This is a genomic window from Micromonospora sp. NPDC049107, from assembly GCF_040648595.1.
GTDB lineage: Bacteria > Actinomycetota > Actinomycetes > Mycobacteriales > Micromonosporaceae > Micromonospora.
This window is the reverse complement of the sequence record NZ_JBEZEC010000005.1, coordinates 281,485-299,616: the sequence shown is the minus strand read 5'-3', so window position 1 is coordinate 299,616 and position 18,132 is coordinate 281,485. Positions and strand designations below refer to the sequence as shown.

Genomic DNA, 18,132 nt, shown 5'->3' with positions numbered 1-18,132 from the left:
GCGGCCACTCGACGGCCCGGGTGGAAGAAGCACCACCTCGCCCGCTGGGCGAGTTTCACCAGCAACGCTCCTTCCAGGAGAGGACAGCACCCCATGCTGCGCGTACGCAAATCCGGAGTCGGCTGGGCGGTGGCCCTGGCCCTCACGGCCGCCGGCCTGACCCCGGCGAGCCCGGCCGTCGCCCGACCCGCCATCGACTGGCACCCCTGCGCCGAGGACACCCCCGAGGAGGAGCCGCCCGTCGCGGAGGCCCCGCCCGAGTGCGGCAGCCTGTCGCTGCCGGTCGACTGGAACCGGCCACGGGGGGAGCGTTTCGAACTGGCGTTGGCCCGCCGGGTCGCCACCGACCCGGCCGCCCGACAGGGCACCCTGGTCTTCGGCCCGGGCGGGCCCGGCGACAGCGGGGTCGACCGGGTGGTGAACGGCAGTTCCCGGTTCAGCGCCGACCTGCGCCGCCGGTTCGACATCGTCAGCTTCGACCCGCGCGGCACCGGCGGCAGTCACCCGGTGCGCTGCTCCCGCGACCTGCTCGCCAGGCAGCCCCAGGTGATCGCCGACCAGGCCCAGTTCGACGCCACCCTGACCAACAACGCGCTGCTGCGCGCCGACTGCCGGGCCCGTACCGGCGCGCTCTACGACCACGTGGACACGACGAGCGCCGCCCGTGACCTGGACGCGGTCCGTGCCGCGCTCGGCGAACGGCAGCTCACCTTCCACGGCAGCTCGTACGGCACCCTGCTGGGCGAGCGGTACGCCGAGTTGTACCCCGACCGGGTGCGGGCCATGGTGCTGGAGGCCGCGATGGACCACAGCCTGGAGACCCGCGCCTTCCTCGACACCCAGGCCGTCGCCGCCGAGGACGCGTTCGACGAGTTCCTCGACTGGTGTGCCCGGTCCGCCGACTGCGTCCTGCACGGTCGGGACGTGCGGGCCATCTGGGCCGGGCTGCACGACCGGGCCGAGGCCGGCACGCTGACCGACCCGGACCGGGCCGGTGCCCCGCTGGCCCCCTTCGAGCTGAGCCGCCTCGCCCACAAGCGGCTCTACGAGACCGACCGGTGGCCGGGGCTCGGGCAGTGGATCGACAAGCTGGCGGGTCCCCCGACGCCGGGCGTCACCACGCTGGCGGACGACGCCGTGGTCCCGTACCCCTTCGCGGTCTTCTGCCAGGACTGGAGCCTGCCGGTCCGCGACTACCGCGAGTACGACGCGCTGCTGCGCCGCAGCGCCCGGCTCGCGCCCGACCTGCGCTACCCGCCGGCGCTGTTCGCCCTGGTCACGTGCCTGGGTACGCCCACGGTCGCCAACCCTCAGCACCGGCTGCGGGTACGCACCGACGTGCCGCTGCTGATCGCCGCCACCGTGCACGATCCGGCGAGCGGCTACGCCTGGGCCCGCGCGGTGGCCCGGCAGTTGGGTCGGCACGGGGTGCTCCTCACCTACCAGGGCTGGGGGCACGGCAGCTACACCACGAGCCCGTGCGTGGGGCGAGCCGTCGACTCGTACCTGATCGATCAGGTCGTGCCGGCGCGGCAGGCGAGCTGCCCGGCGGTCGGCGTGTGACGGGCGGGCGGCGCGGTGGTCACCGCCGCGCCGCCAGTCGGGTGGCGCGCAGCTCCAGGTAGCGCTGCTCGGGCAGGCTCGTGGTGCCGCGCGCCGCCGCCAGGTACGCCTCCCGCGCCGCCGCCGGCTCGCCGGCCAGCTCCAGCAGGTGCGCCCGCACGGCCGCGAGGCGGTGGTGCCCGGCGGTGCGCTCGTCGGCGTCCAACGGGCCGAGCAGGTCGAGCCCCGCCCGGGGCCCGTCCACCATCGCCACCGCGACCGCCTGGTTGAGCGTGACCAGCGGGTTCGGGGCGATTCGGCCCAGCAGCCGGTAGAGCGCGACGATCTGCCGCCAGTCCGTCTCCGCCGCCGTCGCCGCCTCCGCGTGCACGGCGGCGATGGCGGCCTGCAGCTGGTACGGGCCGGGCGGCGACCAGGTCAACGCCTCGGTGATCAGCGCGACCCCCTCCGCGATGGCGGCGGCGTCCCAGCGGGAACGGTCCTGTTCCGTCAGCGGCACCAACTCCCCGTCCGCGCCCACCCGTGCCGCCCGGTGCGCGTCGGTGAGCAGCATGAGCGCCAGCAGCCCGGTGACCTCGCCGTCGTCGGGCAGCAGCCCGTGCAGGACGCGGCCGAGTCGGATCGCCTCGGCCGTCAGCTCGGCCCGGCGCAGGTCCGGCCCGCTCGACGCCGTGTACCCCTCGTTGAAGATCAGGTAGAGCACCCGCAGCACCGTCCGCAGCCGCTCCTCCCGCTCGGCCGGTCCGGGCATGGCGAACCGTGCGCCAGCCGCCTCGATCCGCTGCTTGGCCCGCCGGATGCGCTGGCTCATGGTCGCCTCCGGCACCAGGTGCGCCCGGGCGATCTGGGCCGTGCTGAGGCCGCCCACCGCGCGCAGCGTGAGCGCCACCTGCGCCGAGGGGGCCAGCGCCGGATGACAGCAGAGGAACAGCAGGGTCAGCGTGTCGTCCGCGTCCGGCACCGCCGGCTGCGCGTCCGCCGGAGGCGCCACCTGGGCGTACGCCGGCTCGCGCAGCGCCACCGCGACCTCGCGCTGCCGGCGGGCGCTCTCGCTGCGCCACTCGTCGGTGAGCCGGCGGGTCGCCACGGTGAGCAGCCAGGCGCGCGGGTTGTCCGGTACGCCCTGCCCGGGCCACTGCGTCGCGGCGGCCAGCAGCGCCTCCTGGACCGCGTCCTCGCACCTGTCGAACTGGCCGTGCCGACGGACCAGCAGGCCGAGGACCTGCGGCGCGAGTGTGCGCAGCAGATCCTCGACCGTCCGGTCGTCGGTCACATCTCCGTCCCGGCCTCGTCCATGATCGGGCGGACCTCCATCGCGCCGCCGTAGCGCACGTCCGGCCAGCGGGCGGCGATCTCGGCGGCCCGTTGCGGGCTGTCGCAGTCCACGGCCAGGTAGCCGGCGAACTGCTCCTTGCTCTCCATGAACGGCCCGTCGACGATCTCGGGTTGACCGCCGGCCAGCCGGACCGTCTGCGTCTGCGACGGGTCGGCCAGCGCCTGGCCGCCGATCAGCTCACCGGTCTCGGCCAGCTCCTTCATGATCTCGTCCACCTCGCCGAACAGGGCGGTGCGGTCCTCCTCGGTCAGCCCTTCGGTGAAGCCGGGCCGGTTCCAGATCAGCAACATGTACTTCACGGGGATGCTCCTCGGTTCCTGGTCGCGCCCCGGCTGGGGTGCGGCTCACCGGAGGGTCGGAGCCGTCACCCCGTTCCCTACCGCCTACCGAAGAAAATCGCAGAAACGTCCGGCCGTGGCGCTCCCACGCCGGGCGGATCAGGGTCGGCCCGGCACCTGCCGAGGCGTGGAGCCGCCGCCGACGTCCAGGGACGCCCGGTCGGCGGCCGAGGTGCCCGACGACCAGCCCTCGGCGTCGCGCACGCTGAGCCGGTGCCGGGTCACGCCGGGGAACAGCGTCTCCAGCCGCTCCCGGACCGCCTCGCCCCGCGCGGCGAGCACCGGCAACAACCGATCCGCCCCGGCTTCCGTCTGCCCCGCCGCCTCGGTCGCCGCGTCCGTGGCCGTGCGCAGCCGCTCACCGATCCGCAGCGCGAACGCGTTGAGGAAGGACTCGTCCCACACCTTCGTCCGGCGGCCCGACCCCGGTCGACGCTCGGCCCGCCCGCGCAGCATCGCGGCCGTCGCCTGCACCAGCAGCGACGTGTAGAGCAGCTCCACCGCCACGAGGTCCGCCGGCCACCCCAGCACGGTGGTGAAGCCGAGGTCGTCGGACCAGATCGCCTCACACCGGTTCGCCGCCGCCACCTCCTGCACGAGCAGCGCCTTCGCCCCGGCGTACGGGGTCTCGACGCCCAGGCGCACCCCGCTCGGCAGCTCGCCCCGCTCGGTGCCGGCGGCCAGCAGCGCCTCGTCGATGCTGTGCCGGGCGATCAGCTCCTGCGCCTTGCCGGTCAACGCCTCCGCCTCGGCCGGGAAGGTGGTCGACTCCGCCTTCGCCAGCAGCGCGCGTACCCGGTCCAGCATCGGCGACCCGCTGCGGGCCGTACCGGCGGCGCGGGGGAGCGCCGCTCCGGTCGAGCCCGGCGGCGGGCGCAGCACCGCGATCGGCGGCAGGCTCTCCACCAGCGCGAGTACGTCGACCGCCGCGCGCAGCGCGTCGACCCGGTCCAGCCCTTCCGCGCGGGTCCAGTCGGCCACCAGGTCCTCCGGGCCGACGTCCCGGCCGGCCTTCGAGCCCTGGCCGGCGTCCCGGCCCCGGCTGGCCTTCGAGCCCTGGCCGGCGCTTGAGCCCTGGCCTGCGGCGTCCCGGTCCTGGGCGGCGAGCACGCGGAGCTGGTCGTCCCACCAGGCGGGGACCGGCTCGGCCTGCTCGCGTCGCTGCGCGGCCAGCGCGTCGCGGACCAGTCGGGCCGCGCCGGCGTCGAGCCGACGCCTGACGATCCGGTGTACGTCGACCGGCTGCCAACCGCGCGGCCAGAGCCGCCCGAGGCCGCGAATCAGTCGTCGCGCCAGGGCGGCGTCCACCGCCGTCGCGCCGTCCGCCGTTCCGGTGCCGACCATCAGCCGGTCGAGCTGCCGTTCGGTCTGTCGTACGTCGGTGCCGCGCACCGCCGCCAGCGCGTCGGCGACGAGGTCCTCCGCGTCCGGCACCGGCACCCCCTCGGCCCAGGCGGCCCACAGCGACCCGCCCCCACCATGATCATGCCGTCCCCCACCCCGGACACCCAAAACAGGAAGGTCGACCCCGCCCGTTAGGCGGTGATCAAGAGGTTTGCGTCAGGGTGCAGCCGTTTTCTGACGCCAACCTCTTGATCAACTCTGGGAAGGGCTGGCGGCCAGGGCGGCCGACAGCCGGCGGAGGAACGCGCGGATGTCGTCCTCGCTGTGGGGCGTCCCGGCCTGGTCGTTGAGCGGGTCCGGGTAGCGCAGCGCCTGATCGATCGCGTCCCGCGTCTCGGCCCGGTCGCCCGGGTAGAGCCCGGCGTCCACCCCTTCGGCGACCCGGGTCACCACCGCGTCGTCGAGCGCGCTGTCGAACTGGACCCCGTACAGGATCCCGTTGACGTGGCCCTTCCAACTGTCCGTACCCATGCACTGACTCCCCCCGGACCGTCGGTGCACGACCGTATCAACGCGACACCGGCACGGCTGTCCCGCCGGCTACGGCCAGGTGGTCAGGATCTCCTCGACCGGCGACGCGTCCCGCTCCGGATCGGGCGCCGGGACGGGCGGCCCCGTCGGCGTACGGTCGAAGCGCGGCGCCGGTGCCGGTTGGACCTCGCCGTCCACCTCGACGAACGTCCCCCGGGCCGCGTTGTGCGGGTGCCGGTGCGCGTCGCCGGGGGCGAGCACCGGGGCGACACAGGCATCCCGGTCGGCGAAGATCGCCGTCCACTCGTCCCGCGTCCGCTCGGCGAACCGTTCGGTGAGCCGCCTGCGCAGCTCGTCCCAGCCGCGCGGGTCGTACTGGTGGGGCAGGTCCGCGTCGGCGAGGCCGAGACCGGCCAGCAGTTCGCCGTAGAAGGCCGGTTCCAGCGCCCCGACGGCCACGAAGCCACCGTCGGCCGTGGCGTACGTGTCGTAGAAGGGCGCTCCTCCGTCGAGCAGGTTCCGCCCCCGCGGGGCCGCCCACCGGCCGGTGCCGAGCAGCCCGTGCAGGAACGAGGTGAGCAGCGCCGAACCGTCGACCATGGCCGCGTCGACGACCTGGCCGAGGCCCGAGCGCTCCCGTTCGAGCAGCGCGGCCAACACGCCCACGGCCAGCAGCATGCCGCCACCGGCGAAGTCGCCGATCAGGTTCAACGGCGCGTGCGGGCGCTCACCGGCCCGGCCCAACGGTTCCAGCGCTCCGGCGACCGCGATGTAGTCGATGTCGTGGCCAGCGCGGGCGGCCAGCGGGCCGTCCTGACCCCAGCCGGTCATTCGCGCGTACACCAGGCGGGGGTTGCGGTCCCGGCAGACGTCCGGGCCGAAGCCGAGGCGCTCGGCGACCCCCGGCCGGTACGCCTCGACCAGCACGTCCGCCCGCTCGACGAGACGCAGCAGGTCCGCCACACCGGTCGGGGACTTCAGGTCCAGCGCGGTCAGCCGCCGGCCGCGCTGCAACGGTCCTCCGCTCGGCGCGGCCAGCCGACCGGCCCCCGGGCCACCCGGCCGGTCGACGCGCACCACGTCCGCTCCGAGGTCGGCGAGCACCATGCAGCCGAACGGCGCCGGCGCGAGACTGGCCAGCTCGACCACCCGTACGCCGGCCAGCGGTCCGCCCCGCGACGATCCGTCCGTGCCGCGCGTGGACGCCTCAGAGGGCACGGGCGATCAGCTCCTTCATGATCTCGTTGGTGCCGCCGTAGATCTTCTGTACCCGGGCGTCGGCGTACATGCGGGCGATCGGGTACTCCGTCGTGTAGCCGTACCCGCCGAAGACCTGGAGGCACCGGTCGACGACCTCGCACTGCCCGTCGGTGAGCCACGACTTGGCCATCGCGGCCGTGGCGACGTCCAGGTCGCCGCGCGTGTGCCGGACGACGCAGTCGTCCAGGAAGACCCGACTGACCCGGGTACGCGTCGCACACTCCGCGAGCACCATCCGGGTGTTCTGGTGGCCCATCAGCGGCTTGCCGAAGGCGGTGCGCTCCTTGGCGTACGCGACGGTCAGCGCCACCGCCCGTTCCATGGCCGCCACCGCGCCGACGCCGATGACCAGGCGCTCCTGCGGAAGCTGCTGCATCATCTGGACGAAGCCCAGCCCCTCGACGCCGCCGAGCAGGTTGGCCGCCGGCACCCGGAACTCGTCGAAGAACAGCTCGGCCGTGTCGTTGGCGTGCAGCCCGATCTTGGACAGCAGCCGGCCGCGACGGAACCCCTCCGGGTCCCCACCCACCTCGCAGACCAGCAGTGAGATGCCGGCCGCCCGTTGCTCGGGGTCGGTCTTGACCGCCACGATGACCAGGTCGGCCAGACCGCCGTTGGTGATGAACGTCTTCGCGCCGCTGACCAGGTAGTCGTCGCCGTCACGGACCGCCCGCGTCCGCATCGCCTGAAGGTCCGAGCCGCCGTCCGGCTCGGTCATCGCGATCGCGCCCACCAGTTCACCGCCGCACAGGCCGGGCAGCCACCGCCGCTTCTGCTCCTCGCTGCCGTACGCCACGAGGTAGCCGGTGACGATGCCACTGTGTACGGCCAACCCGAGGCTGCCCTCCCCGGCGTACGCCTGCTCGTGCAGCACCACGGCCTCGTGGGTGAAGTCGCCGCCCCCGCCGCCGTACTCCTCGGGCACCGACGGGCCGAGCAGTCCCAGCTCACCCGCGCGGCGGTAGTGCTCGCGGTCCGGGTGCCCCTGCGCCAGCAGCCGTTCGGAGTGCGGCAGCACCTCCTTGGTGAAGAAGGCGCGGGCCAGCTCGGCGAGGTCGTCGTGTTCGGGCCGCCGCCAGGGCGCGGGGGAGCCGTCGGGCGTGGGCATGGCACCACCCTCGCGCCCTGTTGGCAGCATGTCAATAAGCCCTCAACGCCTTGATCGACTCCGCTTCCATGAAGTCGGGCCATCCGCCCGAGCAGGACACCCCGCCTTGCAGGAAATCGAGTCGATCAAGCGGCCTGCCCGGGTGAGGATCGTGCCATGAGAGCAATGCCGCCGGCCCGGCTCGACGGAGCCCGGGTCACGCTGGTCGCCAGCCTCGCGCCGGGGCATTTGGCGACCGGGGCGACACGGCACTCCGTCAGCAACTTCGCGGAGGTTGTCGCCCATCTGGCGATCGCTCGCTACGACGAGGCCGACGCGGACTTCTACCTCTTCTACTGCACGGGCGACTGGCAGGTCTTGACGGACACGTGCCATTCGACAGAGGCAAAGGCGGTCGCTCAAGCGGTGCTCGAGTTCGGAGACGTGACGTTCACGCGGTCGGTGAGGGAGGGCTGCTAAGCCCGCATGCGACCCTCATGCCCCCCGCACGGGGTGATCCACTCCAGATTGGCGATGTGGCGGTATTCAGGCGATCGGATACGCCCAGGTCGGCGATCTCGTGTGGATCAGCCGCCAGATGGGTGCTACTCGGCCTCGTCGCCGTCGGTGGGGCGTGGCGGGCGGTGCTCGGCGATCCACGCCTCCACGTCAGCACGCAGCCAGACCGTGGTGCCGTGCAGTCTCTGGAACGGGGCGGGGAAAGTCGGGTAGCGGATGAGCTGGCGCATGCGGGTCCGGCTCACGCCGAGCAGGTCTTGCACCTCGTGCGGACCGACCAGTGGACCCGGGACTTCACCCATTACCTGACGGTAGGGCGATCAGGCATGCCGAATTAGGTCTACCTACTTGCGCAGCCCTTCCGGATGGGTGAGGGTGAACGTGACGGTCCGAGAAGCGATCGGGTGGTGGCGCGGTGCGGCGAGAGGTGGGCGCGATGGATCAGGCGACGGAGTTGGCGTGGTTGCGGGAGCGGGTCGGGGGACTGGAGACTGCGTTGCACTGCGCACGGCGGGAGCTGTTCGACCTGCGGTGTCGGCTGACGTTGATCGGCCGGGTGGTGCGGGACGTCGACCGGGTGCAGCGCGCGCCGGGAGTGGCGGTCGGTGCGATCAACGCGGCGCTCTACTCCGAGCCGTCAAACCTGCGGCACCTCGGCCGACACCTGGTCCGCCGTCACCGGCTCCGGTGATCACTTGATGCTCACCAGTTGCCAGGAACGCCCGCCGAACTGGTGAGCATCAAGTGATCACTGCCCGGAAGGTGCGCACGCCCCACCGCCTCCGCCGGGCGTCGGGGGAGACGGAATCGAGACGGAGACGGTGGGGCGCGGGTCTCCTAGCGCGGGTGCTTCGGCGGGGCCGGGAACTGCCTCAGCAGCACCGCCACCTCCTGGCGCAGAGTGCCGAGGTACGGGTGGAAGGCGTCGCCGGGGCACTCGGTCGGGTCGGCCCCGATGGTTGCCCAGTCCCGGTGCCCGGAGATGACGTCGACCGTGCCACTCGCTCCGCTGACCGGGTTGACGTAGTCGGTCCGGCCGGCGGGGGCGAGTCGACCCGCGGCGGCGAGGCCCGCCAGGACGAACACCAATGACCGGTGCGCGGCGGCGCTGGGCTGGCGGGACGTGAACCGGCCCAGCAGGCAGACGCCGATGTTGCCGGCGTTGTAGCCGCCGACGTGCGCCGCGTTGACCATGAGCGGCCGGCGGTCGCTGCCGAGGCCCGGTCCGTACACCGGGAGGGGTCCCGGATCGGAGTAGCGGCCCTCGTAGATCCGCCCGGCCTCGTCGATCAGCAGGTGATAGCCGATGTCGCCGAACTCCTGAAGGACGCACTGGTCGTAGTAGATGGCACGGACCGTCGCGGCCGGGTCCGGGTCCTCGTTGTGCTCGTACACGCCGCTGTGGTGGACGGTCAGCGTCTGCACCGGAAAGAACTCGGCCGGCCACAGTTCGCTGCCGTCGTCGGCGAGGCGCAGCGACTCGTCCGCGCCCCAGCGGGATCGGGGCAGGTACGTCGGCTTCCGGCCACCTCGCGGAACCGGAAGGTTGTTCGTTCGCGGGTTGGCGATCGTCCGCCGGGGCCCGTCGACCGTGTTCAGCTCGGCGACGGTGGCGTCGGAGCCGTCGGCGGTCTGCACCTCGTACGCGGTCGCGCCGTTGGCGACCACGACGTTCGAGCGGGCCGCTGGCCGGCCGCCGTCCCGGCCGTTCTGGCACGCGTTCAGCTCCAGCCAGTCGCTCCACCCCTTGCCGGTGCGCAGGCGTACCGCCGCCGAGGGGCCGCCGTGCCGGATGGACAGGTGGGTCAGCGGGATGGCGGGCGAGGTCACCACCGTCCTGCTCATCAGGCGACCGCGCCGAGCGGCCAGCGGAGATGTCACTTCGGCGGAGGTGGCCGGTGCTGCCGTCGCGGAGCCGGCGAACGTGCCGGCGGCCGACAGGCCCACCGCCGCGCCGGCCGCGCCGGAGAGGACTCGACGTCGAGAAACCACAGTTGTGCTCCCTTGCTTGGTGCGCCAGGCGTCAGCCGGCATGCCGGCCGACGGCCCGGGGCCGTGGTGCCCTGGCGAGCCCTGCGGATACATCGCCAGGATGGGGCACTACAGAGGCTAAAACGGCACTCTGGACTTTTGGTTTATTGCCACTGGAGAGCCGCACGAACTCGTTACCTAGCGTGATCATGGCGAGGGCGTGGCCGGCCGGGCGCTGCCGCTAGGGTCGGGCAGATGAGTGTCGAGACCGCTCCCCGCCGCCGCCGGCTGGAGCCGGACGCCCGGCGCGGCCAGATCCTGGCCTGCGCGGTCCGCCTGTTCGGCGAGCAGCCGTACGCCGATGTGTCGACCACCGACGTGGCCCGGGAGGCGGGCGTCGCCCGAGGGCTGGTCAACCACTACTTCGGCACCAAGAAGGACCTCTACCTGGAGGTCGTCCGGGTCATGGTGACCATTCCGGAGGTCGCCCTCGAACGACTGCCCAAGGGTGATCTGCGGAACCGGGTTGACGCCAGCGTCTCGTGGTTCCTCGACGTGGTGTCCCGGCACAGCACGTCGTGGCTCGCGGCGGTCACCGCCCGGGGGATGGGCGGCGACGCCGACGTGGAGCGGGTGCTCGCCGAGGCCGAGGAGGTCGCCGCGGACCGGATGCTGGTCGCCGTCGGGCTGGCCGACGAGGCCGAGGACCACGAGGAGTTGCGGGGAATGGTCCGGGCGTACTGCGGGCTGGCGACGTCCACCGCCCGGGAGTGGCTCCAGCGCGGCGCGTTGACCCGCGCCCAGGTCCACCTGCTGCTCACCACCACGCTGCTGGCCATCGTCGAACAGGTCATCCCGCAGGTCATCGCCGCCGACGAGCCGCTGGGCCCGGTCGACCCCCGCGCCTAGTCACCCGCCCCACAGCGGGCAGGTCCTTGGGGACGACGCCCGACAGTGGAGCAGGCCCCGCGGGCAACGCCCGACGGACGGCAGGCCTCCCGGGCGACGCTCCGCCTCCCGGGCGGCGACCCTGCCCGGCTCAGGCCGCCTGGCGGTCGCCCGTCCGGTCGGCGCGCGTGGCCCGACCGGTCCGCGCCGCCGGGGCAGCGTGCCGGTCGGCGGCCTGCGCGGGGTACGCCCCCGCGTTGACCACCCGCAGCGGCCGTTCGCCCTCCTCGGTGCCGAAGCGCCAGCGCGACGGCGTGGGCTGCCGCTGCGGCGCGGGCCCGCCGGGACGCAGCCCGGGGCGGGACAGCAGCACGGTGATCAGGTAGCCGACCACCAGGAAGCCGTGGCTGACCAGCCGCTCCCCGCTCACCGACCCGGTGGCCAGGTCGTTGACCGAGAGCAGCAGCAGGGTGCCGACGAACGCGCTGAGCATCGGCAGCAGACCCGCCGGTGGGCTGCGGCGTACCGCCACGAAGAGGAAGCCGGCCCCGACCGCCACGTTCCAGGCGGCCGACTCGTGCCACAGGTGCTGGCCGGAGGCGTGCAGGTGCTCCGCGGCCGCTCCCCGGCCCACCTGGGCGAGGCCGAGCACCAGTTGGACCGCGCCGAGCAGCCCGAGCGCCGCGCGCAGCCCGACGACCAGGGTGCCGCGTCCGGGCAGGTGGAGCCGCCACCGCGACCGGCGGGCCGCCGGCGCGTCGTCCGCCCCGGCCCCGGCAGCGCCGCCGATGGCGGCCATGATCGCGTCGGTCCGGTCGGGGACATCAGTGACCAATCGGGTACGAACGCGGCGCGTCACCGCCGCCGCCGTCGCGAACCAGGCCCGGCACGTGGCGCACTCGTCCAGGTGCCCCTGCGCCGCCGCCCGTTCGTCGGCGGTCTCCTCCCCGTCCATCTGCGCGGACAGGATCTCCCGCCACTGCTCACACCCCATGTGTGGGTAGTCGGTCCGCGCGTCGCTCCGGTTCCCGGCGGTCGTCACCCGTTGTGGAATACTCGCCCGATCATGACGCGCTACGGCCTGCTGATCCTGCCCGCCACCAACCGGGTGTACGCCCGATCCGCCATCGACCTCACCCGGGCCGAGCTGGAGATCTTCGGCCGCTCGGCGCTCGACGGCCGGATCGGCGAGCTGGACACCGAGGTCGTCGGCGGCGCGACGTACGTCACGTTCGCGGGTGACGGGCTGACCGAGCGGGACCTGGCCGTCCTGGGCAACCTCTCCGCCGGGTACGCGCTGTTCGAGATCGTCGGTGACCTGCTGCGCCCGGTCGAGTGGAGCCGGCTGGACCGGTACGACGACGACCTGCTCACCATCCAGAAGTACGTGGGCAAGACCAACGAGCAGTTCACCAAGCTGCTGCTCAACGTCACCCTGCTCGCGTCGGACTGGGCCGGCGAGCTGACCGACCGTCGGTTCCGGGTGCTCGACCCGCTCTGCGGTCGGGGCACCACCCTCAACCAGGCGCTGATGTACGGCTTCGACGCGGCGGGGATCGAGCGCGACCAGAAGGACGTCGAGGCGTACCGGGCCTTCGTCACCACCTGGCTGAAGCAGAAGCGCGTGAAGCACCGGGTGCTGGAATCGGGGCCGGTGCGGCGCGAGCGCAAGGTGGTCGGCCGGCGGGTACGCATCGAGCTGGCCCCGACCCGCGAGGAGCACAAGGCGGGCCGCACGCAGTTGCTGGACGTGGTCAACGCCGACACCACCCGGGCGGGCGAGTTCTTCCGGCCGGAGACCGTCGACGTGGTGGTAGCCGACGCCCCGTACGGCGTACAGCACGGCAGTCGTACCGCCGATCAGGGTCTGTCGCGCGACCCGCTGGCGCTGCTCGCGGACGCCGCGCCGGTCTGGGCGCGGTTGCTACGGCCCGGCGGCGCGCTCGGCATCTCGTGGAACACCCACGTCGCGAGCCGGGACGACGCGGCGGCGGCGCTGGCCGACGCCGGCCTGACCGTGGTCGATGACGAGCCCTACCGCGCGTTGCGGCACCGGGTGGACCAGTCGATCATGCGCGACGTGCTGGTGGCCCGCCGCCCGGCCTGACCGGCCCGGCTCCTCTCCTCCCGGTCTCGGACCGTCGGGTTTGTGCCGCATTTCACCTGATCAGGTGCGTGCGTGAAAACCGCGTGAAGAAAAGGTTCGCCGCCGTCATGGTCGCGTTATGGCCCGTGCCGTCTGAGGCGCACGTGGGCTTTGCTTGCCCGGCGCGACCGGAAGGCGGTCGCGACGAACCTTTCCGGTAAGAGGAGTCAGCGTGTCTGACGTGGTGTTCGTGGTCCTCACGGTGGCGCTGTTCGCAGTGCTCGCCCTGGTGGTCCGGGCGGTGGAGAAGCTGTGAACGCGGCAAACGCGGTCGGTCTGGTGCTCGCGATAGTCCTGGGCGCGTTCCTGGTGTTCGCCCTGCTGTTCCCGGAGCGCTTCTGATGACCATGACAACAGCGGGCGTCATCTTCGTGCTGACGCTGGTGGCGGCGCTCGTCGCCGTCTACAAGCCGTTCGGCGACTACATGTTCCGGGTCGTCTCCGGGACGAAGCAGTCGCGCGTCGAGCGGGGGATCTACCGCCTGGTCGGCGTCGACCCGGCCGCCGAGCAGACCTGGGGCGTGTACGCCCGCAGCGTGCTCGCGTTCTCGGCCGTCTCGATCCTGTTCCTGTACCTGTTTCAGCGGGTGCAGAACCACCTGTGGCTGTCGCTGGGCTTCGACCCGGTGATGACCCACGGCGCGTGGAACACCGCCGTCTCGTTCGTGACCAACACGAACTGGCAGTGGTACTCGGGTGAGTCGACCATGGGCCACCTGGTGCAGATGGCCGGTCTGGCCGTGCAGAACTTCGTCTCGGCGGCGGTCGGCATCGCGGTGGCGGTCGCGTTGGTCCGCGGCTTCGCCCGCAGCCGCACCGGGCAGCTCGGCAACTTCTGGGTCGACCTGACCCGGATCGTGCTGCGGATCCTGGTGCCGATCGCGGTCCTCGGCGCAGTCGTGCTGATGATCGGCGGGGTGGTGCAGAACCTGTCCGCCGGCACCGATGTGAGCACGCTGACCGGCGGCACCCAGACGATCACCGGTGGCCCGGTCGCCGGCCAGGAAGTGATCAAGGAGCTGGGCACCAACGGTGGCGGCTTCTACAACGTCAACAGCGCCCACCCGTTCGAGAACCCCACCAACTGGACGAACTGGCTGGAGATCTTCCTGATCCTGCTGATCCCGTTCAGCCTGCCCCGGGTCTTCGGCCGGATGGTCGGGCAGAACCGACAGGGCTACGCCATCGCCGCGGTGATGGGCATCCTCGCCTTCCTCAGCGTCGCCATCACCAACATCTTCGAGCTGGCCGGCCACGGCACGGTCCCGCAGGCGGTCGGCGCGGCGATGGAGGGCAAGGAGGTGCGGTTCGACGTCTCCAACTCGGCCACCTTCGCCGCCGCCACCACGCTCACCTCGACCGGTGCGGTGAACTCGTTCCACGACTCGTTCACCTCGCTCGGTGGCGGGATGCTGCTGGGCAACATGATGCTCGGCGAGGTCGCGCCCGGCGGCACCGGCTCGGGCCTGTACGGCCTGCTCATCCTCGCGGTGATCACGGTCTTCGTGGCCGGGCTGATGGTCGGTCGCACCCCCGAGTACCTGGGCAAGAAGATCGGGTCGCGGGAGATCAAGTTCGCCTCGCTCTACTTCCTGATCACGCCGATCCTGGTGCTCGTCGGCACGGCTGCGGCGTTCGCCACCGGAAACAACTCCACGGCGCTCAACGTCGGGCCGCACGGCCTCTCCGAGGTGCTGTACGCGTTCACCTCGGCCAGCAACAACAACGGCTCCGCCTTCGCGGGCATCACGGTCAACACGGCCTGGTGGAACACCGCACTCGGGTTGTGCATGCTGCTCGGCCGGTTCCTGCCGATCATCTTCGTGCTCGCGTTGGCCGGCTCGCTGGCCCGCCAGGCACCCACCCCCGCGTCCGAGGGCACCCTGCCGACCCACCGACCGCTGTTCATCGGGATGGTCGTCGGCGTCACGGTGGTCCTCGTCGCGCTGACCTTCCTGCCCGCGCTCGCGCTCGGCCCGCTGGCAGAAGGGCTCTGACCATCATGAGGAACGAGGACATGTCCGTCACGTCCGCCCCGACAGAGCAGCTTCCCGGCAGCCCGGCGACGCAGGGCAACCGGATCGGTGGAGGCCTGCTCGACCCCAAGCAGCTCGTCCGGTCCCTGCCGGACGCCGTACGCAAGCTCAACCCGGCCACCCTGTGGCGCAACCCGGTGATGCTGATCGTCGAGGTCGGCGCGGCCTTCACCACCGTCCTGGCGGTGACCGACCCGTCGGTGTTCGCCTGGGCGATCACCGCCTGGCTGTGGCTGACCGTGATCTTCGCCAACCTGGCCGAGGCGGTCGCCGAGGGTCGGGGCAAGGCCCAGGCAGCCGCCCTGCGGCAGGCCAAGCAGGACACCATCGCCACCCGGCTGGTCGACTGGAAGCCCGGCGCGCGGGCCAACACCTACCGCGACGAGGCCGTGCCCGCGCCGGAGCTGCGCCAGGGCGACATCGTCCTGATCGAGGCCGGCGGGATCATCCCCGGCGACGGCGACATCGTCGAGGGCATCGCCAGCGTCGACGAGTCGGCCATCACCGGTGAGTCGGCCCCGGTCATCCGCGAGTCCGGCGGCGACCGCAGCGCGGTCACCGGCGGCACCAAGGTGCTCTCCGACCGGATCATCGTGAAGATCACCCAGAAGCCCGGCGAGAGCTTCATCGATCGGATGATCGCCCTGGTCGAGGGCGCCAACCGGCAGAAGACGCCGAACGAGATCGCGCTGAACATCCTGCTCGCCGCGCTCACGGTCATCTTCCTGCTGGCCGTGGTCACCCTCCAGCCGCTGGCGATCTTCTCCAAGGCGTACCAGGCCGCCGCACCGGACAGCGGGGCGATCAACGGCTCCGGTGTGACCGGCGTCGTGCTGGTCTCGCTGCTGGTCTGCCTGATCCCCACCACCATCGGCGCGCTGCTGTCGGCCATCGGCATCGCCGGCATGGACCGCCTCGTCCAGCGCAACGTGCTGGCCATGAGCGGTCGGGCCGTCGAGGCGGCCGGCGACGTCAACACCCTGCTGCTGGACAAGACCGGCACCATCACGCTGGGCAACCGGCAGGCCGCCGAGTTCGTCCCGGTCGAGGGCGTCGACGCCGCGACCGTGGCCGACGCCGCCCAGCTCTCCAGCCTGGCCGACGAGACCCCGGAGGGGCGCTCGGTGGTCGTGCTGGCGAAGAACGAGTTCGGGCTCCGCGAACGCGAGCCCGGCGTCATGCCGCACGCCACCTTCGTACCGTTCACCGCGCAGACCCGGATGAGCGGCGTCGACCTGACCCCGGACGCCAGCGTCGACGGTGGCGCGTCGGGCACCGCCCGTCGGGTCCGCAAGGGCGCCGCCGCAGCGGTCATGAAGTGGGTACGGGAGAACGGCGGTCACCCGACCGAGCAGGTCGGCGAGATCGTGGACGCGATCAGCGGCACCGGCGGCACCCCGCTCGTCGTCGCCGAACACGTCGACGGTCAGCCCGCCCGCGCGCTCGGCGTCATCCACCTCAAGGACGTGGTCAAGTCCGGCATGCGCGAGCGGTTCGACGAGATGCGCCGGATGGGCATCCGGACCGTGATGATCACCGGTGACAACCCCCGTACCGCGAAGGCCATCGCCGACGAGGCCGGAGTGGACGACTTCCTGGCCGAGGCGACGCCGGAGGACAAGCTCGCGCTGATCAAGCGGGAGCAGGAGGGTGGTCGGCTGGTCGCGATGACCGGCGACGGCACCAACGACGCCCCGGCGCTCGCCCAGGCGGACGTCGGGGTGGCGATGAACACCGGCACGTCGGCCGCCAAGGAGGCCGGCAACATGGTCGACCTCGACTCCGACCCGACCAAGCTGATCGAGATCGTGGAGATCGGCAAGCAGTTGCTGATCACCCGCGGTGCACTGACCACGTTCAGCATCTCGAACGACATCGCGAAGTACTTCGCGATCATCCCGGCCATGTTCGCCGGCCTCTACCCGAGCCTGGACGCGCTGAACATCATGCGGCTGGCCAGCCCGGAGTCGGCGATCCTGTCCGCCGTCATCTTCAACGCCCTGGTGATCATCGCGCTGATCCCGCTCGCCCTGCGCGGCGTGCGGTACCGGCCGGCCGCCGCGTCGAAGCTGCTCAGCCGCAACCTGCTGGTCTACGGGCTGGGCGGCATCATCGTGCCGTTCATCGGGATCAAGATCATCGACCTGCTCATCCAGTTCATCCCGGGGATTTCGTGATGCGTCTACCCACCTGGATCGCCCAACACCTCGCCGCCCTGCGCGCCCTGCTCGTCTTCACGGTGCTGCTCGGCCTGGTCTACCCGCTGGCCCTGGTCGCGCTCGGCCAACTGCCCGGCCTCAACCACAAGGCCGACGGTTCGCTGATCACCTCGGGCGGCGCCACCGTTGGCAGTTCGCTGATCGGCCAGTCCTTCACCGACGCGGACGGCAACCCCGTCGCCCGCTACTTCCAGTCCCGCCCGTCGGCCGCCGGCGACGGCTACGACCCGACGTCCACCTCGGCCAGCAACCTCGGCCCGGAGAGCGTCGTCGACACCATCGCCAGCGACCCGGAGGAGTCCAGCGAGAGCCTGCTCACCCAGGTCTGCGGGCGCAGCAAGGCGGTCGGGAAGCTGAACGGCGTCGACGGTCGGCGTCCGTTCTGCACCGACGACGGGGTGGGCGCCGTACTCGCGGTGTTCCGCGCCGACGGCCTGACCGGCCCGGTCACCCGGGTGGTCAGCGTCAACCAGGTCGCCCCGGCGACGCCGTTCGTTCCCTCGTACCAGGGGGTCACCGTGGAGCTGGCCAAGCCCGGCGAGGACTACGTGGCCGCGGGCGGAGTGGTCACCCCGATCCGGGGCGACGCGCCGGCCGACCCGGCGGTGCCCGCCGACGCGGTCACCGCCAGCGCCAGCGGTCTCGACCCGCAGATCAGCCCGGCGTACGCCGAGTTGCAGGTGAACCGGGTCGCGCGGGAGCGCGGCGCGGACCCGGCGGTGGTCCGCAAGCTCGTCGAGGAGCACACCGACGGGCGGGGGCTCGGCTTCATGGGTGCGCCCGGCGTCAACGTGCTGGAACTCAACATCGCCCTCGACAAGCAGTTCCCGGCGCGCTGAGCGTGAAAGGAAGGGCCCCTTACTAACGCATAGCGTTAGTAAGGGGCCCTTCCTT

At 72.3% G+C, this 18,132-nt stretch carries 18 protein-coding genes; 9 read left to right on the top strand and 9 right to left on the bottom strand.

Annotated elements, in window-relative coordinates; genetic code table 11:
* Positions 1–93 precede the first annotated feature (93 nt).
* A complete protein-coding gene (locus tag AB0B55_RS15070; RefSeq protein WP_357124074.1) occupies positions 94–1,563 on the top strand; it encodes an alpha/beta hydrolase in 1,470 nt (489 codons plus the stop codon).
* A 19-nt stretch (positions 1,564–1,582) separates the two neighbouring features.
* Here the strand turns inward: AB0B55_RS15070 and AB0B55_RS15065 are convergent, their stop codons facing one another.
* The 6 genes from AB0B55_RS15065 to AB0B55_RS15040 form a co-directional block, all read right to left on the bottom strand.
* The gene (locus AB0B55_RS15065) at positions 1,583–2,836 is read right to left on the bottom strand and encodes a DUF6596 domain-containing protein (protein ID WP_357124077.1); all 1,254 of its coding nucleotides are present in this window, start codon (positions 2,834–2,836) and stop codon (positions 1,583–1,585) included.
* Positions 2,833–3,189, bottom strand: coding sequence for a YciI family protein (locus tag AB0B55_RS15060; protein WP_357124669.1), 357 nt, complete (start codon positions 3,187–3,189; stop codon positions 2,833–2,835). The genes AB0B55_RS15065 and AB0B55_RS15060 overlap by 4 nt, the downstream gene beginning before the upstream one ends.
* Before the next feature lie 147 nt (positions 3,190–3,336).
* Positions 3,337–4,671, bottom strand: a complete 1,335-nt coding sequence (locus AB0B55_RS15055; protein WP_357171963.1) for a DUF2786 domain-containing protein — start codon at positions 4,669–4,671, stop codon at positions 3,337–3,339.
* Between the two features lie 162 nt (positions 4,672–4,833).
* Entirely contained in the window at positions 4,834–5,112 is a 279-nt protein-coding gene (locus AB0B55_RS15050) for a hypothetical protein (RefSeq protein WP_357171962.1), read from the bottom strand.
* 69 nt (positions 5,113–5,181) lie between these two features.
* A complete protein-coding gene (locus AB0B55_RS15045; protein WP_357171961.1) occupies positions 5,182–6,330 on the bottom strand; it encodes a CaiB/BaiF CoA-transferase family protein in 1,149 nt (382 codons plus the stop codon).
* The gene (locus tag AB0B55_RS15040) at positions 6,320–7,480 is read right to left on the bottom strand and encodes an acyl-CoA dehydrogenase family protein (RefSeq protein ID WP_357124089.1); all 1,161 of its coding nucleotides are present in this window, start codon (positions 7,478–7,480) and stop codon (positions 6,320–6,322) included. The genes AB0B55_RS15045 and AB0B55_RS15040 overlap by 11 nt, the downstream gene beginning before the upstream one ends.
* A 156-nt stretch (positions 7,481–7,636) precedes the next feature.
* On the opposite strand from AB0B55_RS15040, the gene AB0B55_RS15035 reads away from it, so the two are divergent.
* Positions 7,637–7,939 (top strand): hypothetical protein, encoded by a 303-nt coding sequence (locus AB0B55_RS15035; RefSeq protein ID WP_357171960.1) that lies wholly within the window; start codon positions 7,637–7,639, stop codon positions 7,937–7,939.
* A 125-nt stretch (positions 7,940–8,064) separates the two neighbouring features.
* On the opposite strand, the gene AB0B55_RS15030 is transcribed toward AB0B55_RS15035, so the two are convergent.
* Positions 8,065–8,280, bottom strand: a complete 216-nt coding sequence (locus AB0B55_RS15030) for an AlpA family phage regulatory protein (protein WP_110564596.1) — start codon at positions 8,278–8,280, stop codon at positions 8,065–8,067.
* Positions 8,281–8,414: 134 nt separating this feature from the next.
* Here AB0B55_RS15030 and AB0B55_RS15025 point away from each other — a divergent pair, with 134 nt between their 5' ends.
* A complete protein-coding gene (locus tag AB0B55_RS15025; RefSeq protein WP_357124098.1) occupies positions 8,415–8,669 on the top strand; it encodes a hypothetical protein in 255 nt (84 codons plus the stop codon).
* A gap of 146 nt (positions 8,670–8,815) precedes the next feature.
* On the opposite strand, the gene AB0B55_RS15020 is transcribed toward AB0B55_RS15025, so the two are convergent.
* Positions 8,816–9,970: a peptidoglycan recognition family protein gene (locus AB0B55_RS15020; RefSeq protein ID WP_357171959.1), complete on the bottom strand. Its 1,155-nt coding sequence runs from the start codon at positions 9,968–9,970 to the stop codon at positions 8,816–8,818.
* A 234-nt stretch (positions 9,971–10,204) separates the two neighbouring features.
* Between AB0B55_RS15020 and AB0B55_RS15015 the strand changes: the two genes are divergently transcribed.
* Entirely contained in the window at positions 10,205–10,858 is a 654-nt protein-coding gene (locus AB0B55_RS15015; RefSeq protein ID WP_357124104.1) for a TetR/AcrR family transcriptional regulator, read from the top strand.
* 130 nt (positions 10,859–10,988) lie between these two features.
* On the opposite strand, the gene AB0B55_RS15010 is transcribed toward AB0B55_RS15015, so the two are convergent.
* Positions 10,989–11,831 (bottom strand): zf-HC2 domain-containing protein, encoded by an 843-nt coding sequence (locus tag AB0B55_RS15010; RefSeq protein ID WP_357172034.1) that lies wholly within the window; start codon positions 11,829–11,831, stop codon positions 10,989–10,991.
* A gap of 72 nt (positions 11,832–11,903) precedes the next feature.
* On the opposite strand from AB0B55_RS15010, the gene AB0B55_RS15005 reads away from it, so the two are divergent.
* The 5 genes from AB0B55_RS15005 to AB0B55_RS14985 all read left to right on the top strand — a co-directional run bounded on the left by AB0B55_RS15005 (position 11,904) and on the right by AB0B55_RS14985 (position 18,077).
* Positions 11,904–12,944 (top strand): SAM-dependent methyltransferase, encoded by a 1,041-nt coding sequence (locus AB0B55_RS15005; RefSeq protein ID WP_357124106.1) that lies wholly within the window; start codon positions 11,904–11,906, stop codon positions 12,942–12,944.
* A 291-nt stretch (positions 12,945–13,235) separates the two neighbouring features.
* Positions 13,236–13,325 (top strand): K(+)-transporting ATPase subunit F, encoded by a 90-nt coding sequence (gene kdpF, locus AB0B55_RS15000; RefSeq protein WP_355049123.1) that lies wholly within the window; start codon positions 13,236–13,238, stop codon positions 13,323–13,325.
* On the top strand, positions 13,325–14,980 hold the full coding sequence (kdpA, locus tag AB0B55_RS14995; RefSeq protein WP_357171958.1) for a potassium-transporting ATPase subunit KdpA: 1,656 nt from the start codon (positions 13,325–13,327) through the stop codon (positions 14,978–14,980). The genes kdpF and kdpA overlap by 1 nt, the downstream gene beginning before the upstream one ends.
* 20 nt (positions 14,981–15,000) lie before the next feature.
* The gene (gene kdpB / locus AB0B55_RS14990) at positions 15,001–17,196 is read left to right on the top strand and encodes a potassium-transporting ATPase subunit KdpB (RefSeq protein WP_357171957.1); all 2,196 of its coding nucleotides are present in this window, start codon (positions 15,001–15,003) and stop codon (positions 17,194–17,196) included.
* On the top strand, positions 17,196–18,077 hold the full coding sequence (locus tag AB0B55_RS14985) for a potassium-transporting ATPase subunit C (RefSeq protein WP_357171956.1): 882 nt from the start codon (positions 17,196–17,198) through the stop codon (positions 18,075–18,077). Before kdpB ends, AB0B55_RS14985 begins: the two co-directional genes overlap by 1 nt.
* Positions 18,078–18,132: the final 55 nt, after the last annotated feature.

What these genes read in the sequence shown, in the direction of transcription:
- AB0B55_RS15070 (WP_357124074.1), top strand. Translation starts at nt 94, where the DNA reads ATGCTGCGCGTACGCAAATCCGGAGTCGGCTGGGCGGTGGCCCTGGCC.
- AB0B55_RS15060 (WP_357124669.1), bottom strand. Translation starts at nt 3,189, where the DNA reads ATGTTGCTGATCTGGAACCGGCCCGGCTTCACCGAAGGGCTGACCGAG.
- AB0B55_RS15050 (WP_357171962.1), bottom strand. Translation starts at nt 5,112, where the DNA reads ATGGGTACGGACAGTTGGAAGGGCCACGTCAACGGGATCCTGTACGGG.
- AB0B55_RS15040 (WP_357124089.1), bottom strand. Translation starts at nt 7,480, where the DNA reads ATGCCCACGCCCGACGGCTCCCCCGCGCCCTGGCGGCGGCCCGAACAC.
- AB0B55_RS15035 (WP_357171960.1), top strand. Translation starts at nt 7,637, where the DNA reads ATGAGAGCAATGCCGCCGGCCCGGCTCGACGGAGCCCGGGTCACGCTG.
- AB0B55_RS15030 (WP_110564596.1), bottom strand. Translation starts at nt 8,280, where the DNA reads ATGGGTGAAGTCCCGGGTCCACTGGTCGGTCCGCACGAGGTGCAAGAC.
- AB0B55_RS15025 (WP_357124098.1), top strand. Translation starts at nt 8,415, where the DNA reads ATGGATCAGGCGACGGAGTTGGCGTGGTTGCGGGAGCGGGTCGGGGGA.
- AB0B55_RS15015 (WP_357124104.1), top strand. Translation starts at nt 10,205, where the DNA reads ATGAGTGTCGAGACCGCTCCCCGCCGCCGCCGGCTGGAGCCGGACGCC.
- AB0B55_RS15010 (WP_357172034.1), bottom strand. Translation starts at nt 11,831, where the DNA reads ATGGGGTGTGAGCAGTGGCGGGAGATCCTGTCCGCGCAGATGGACGGG.
- AB0B55_RS15005 (WP_357124106.1), top strand. Translation starts at nt 11,904, where the DNA reads ATGACGCGCTACGGCCTGCTGATCCTGCCCGCCACCAACCGGGTGTAC.
- kdpA (WP_357171958.1), top strand. Translation starts at nt 13,325, where the DNA reads ATGACCATGACAACAGCGGGCGTCATCTTCGTGCTGACGCTGGTGGCG.
- kdpB (WP_357171957.1), top strand. Translation starts at nt 15,001, where the DNA reads ATGTCCGTCACGTCCGCCCCGACAGAGCAGCTTCCCGGCAGCCCGGCG.
- AB0B55_RS14985 (WP_357171956.1), top strand. Translation starts at nt 17,196, where the DNA reads ATGCGTCTACCCACCTGGATCGCCCAACACCTCGCCGCCCTGCGCGCC.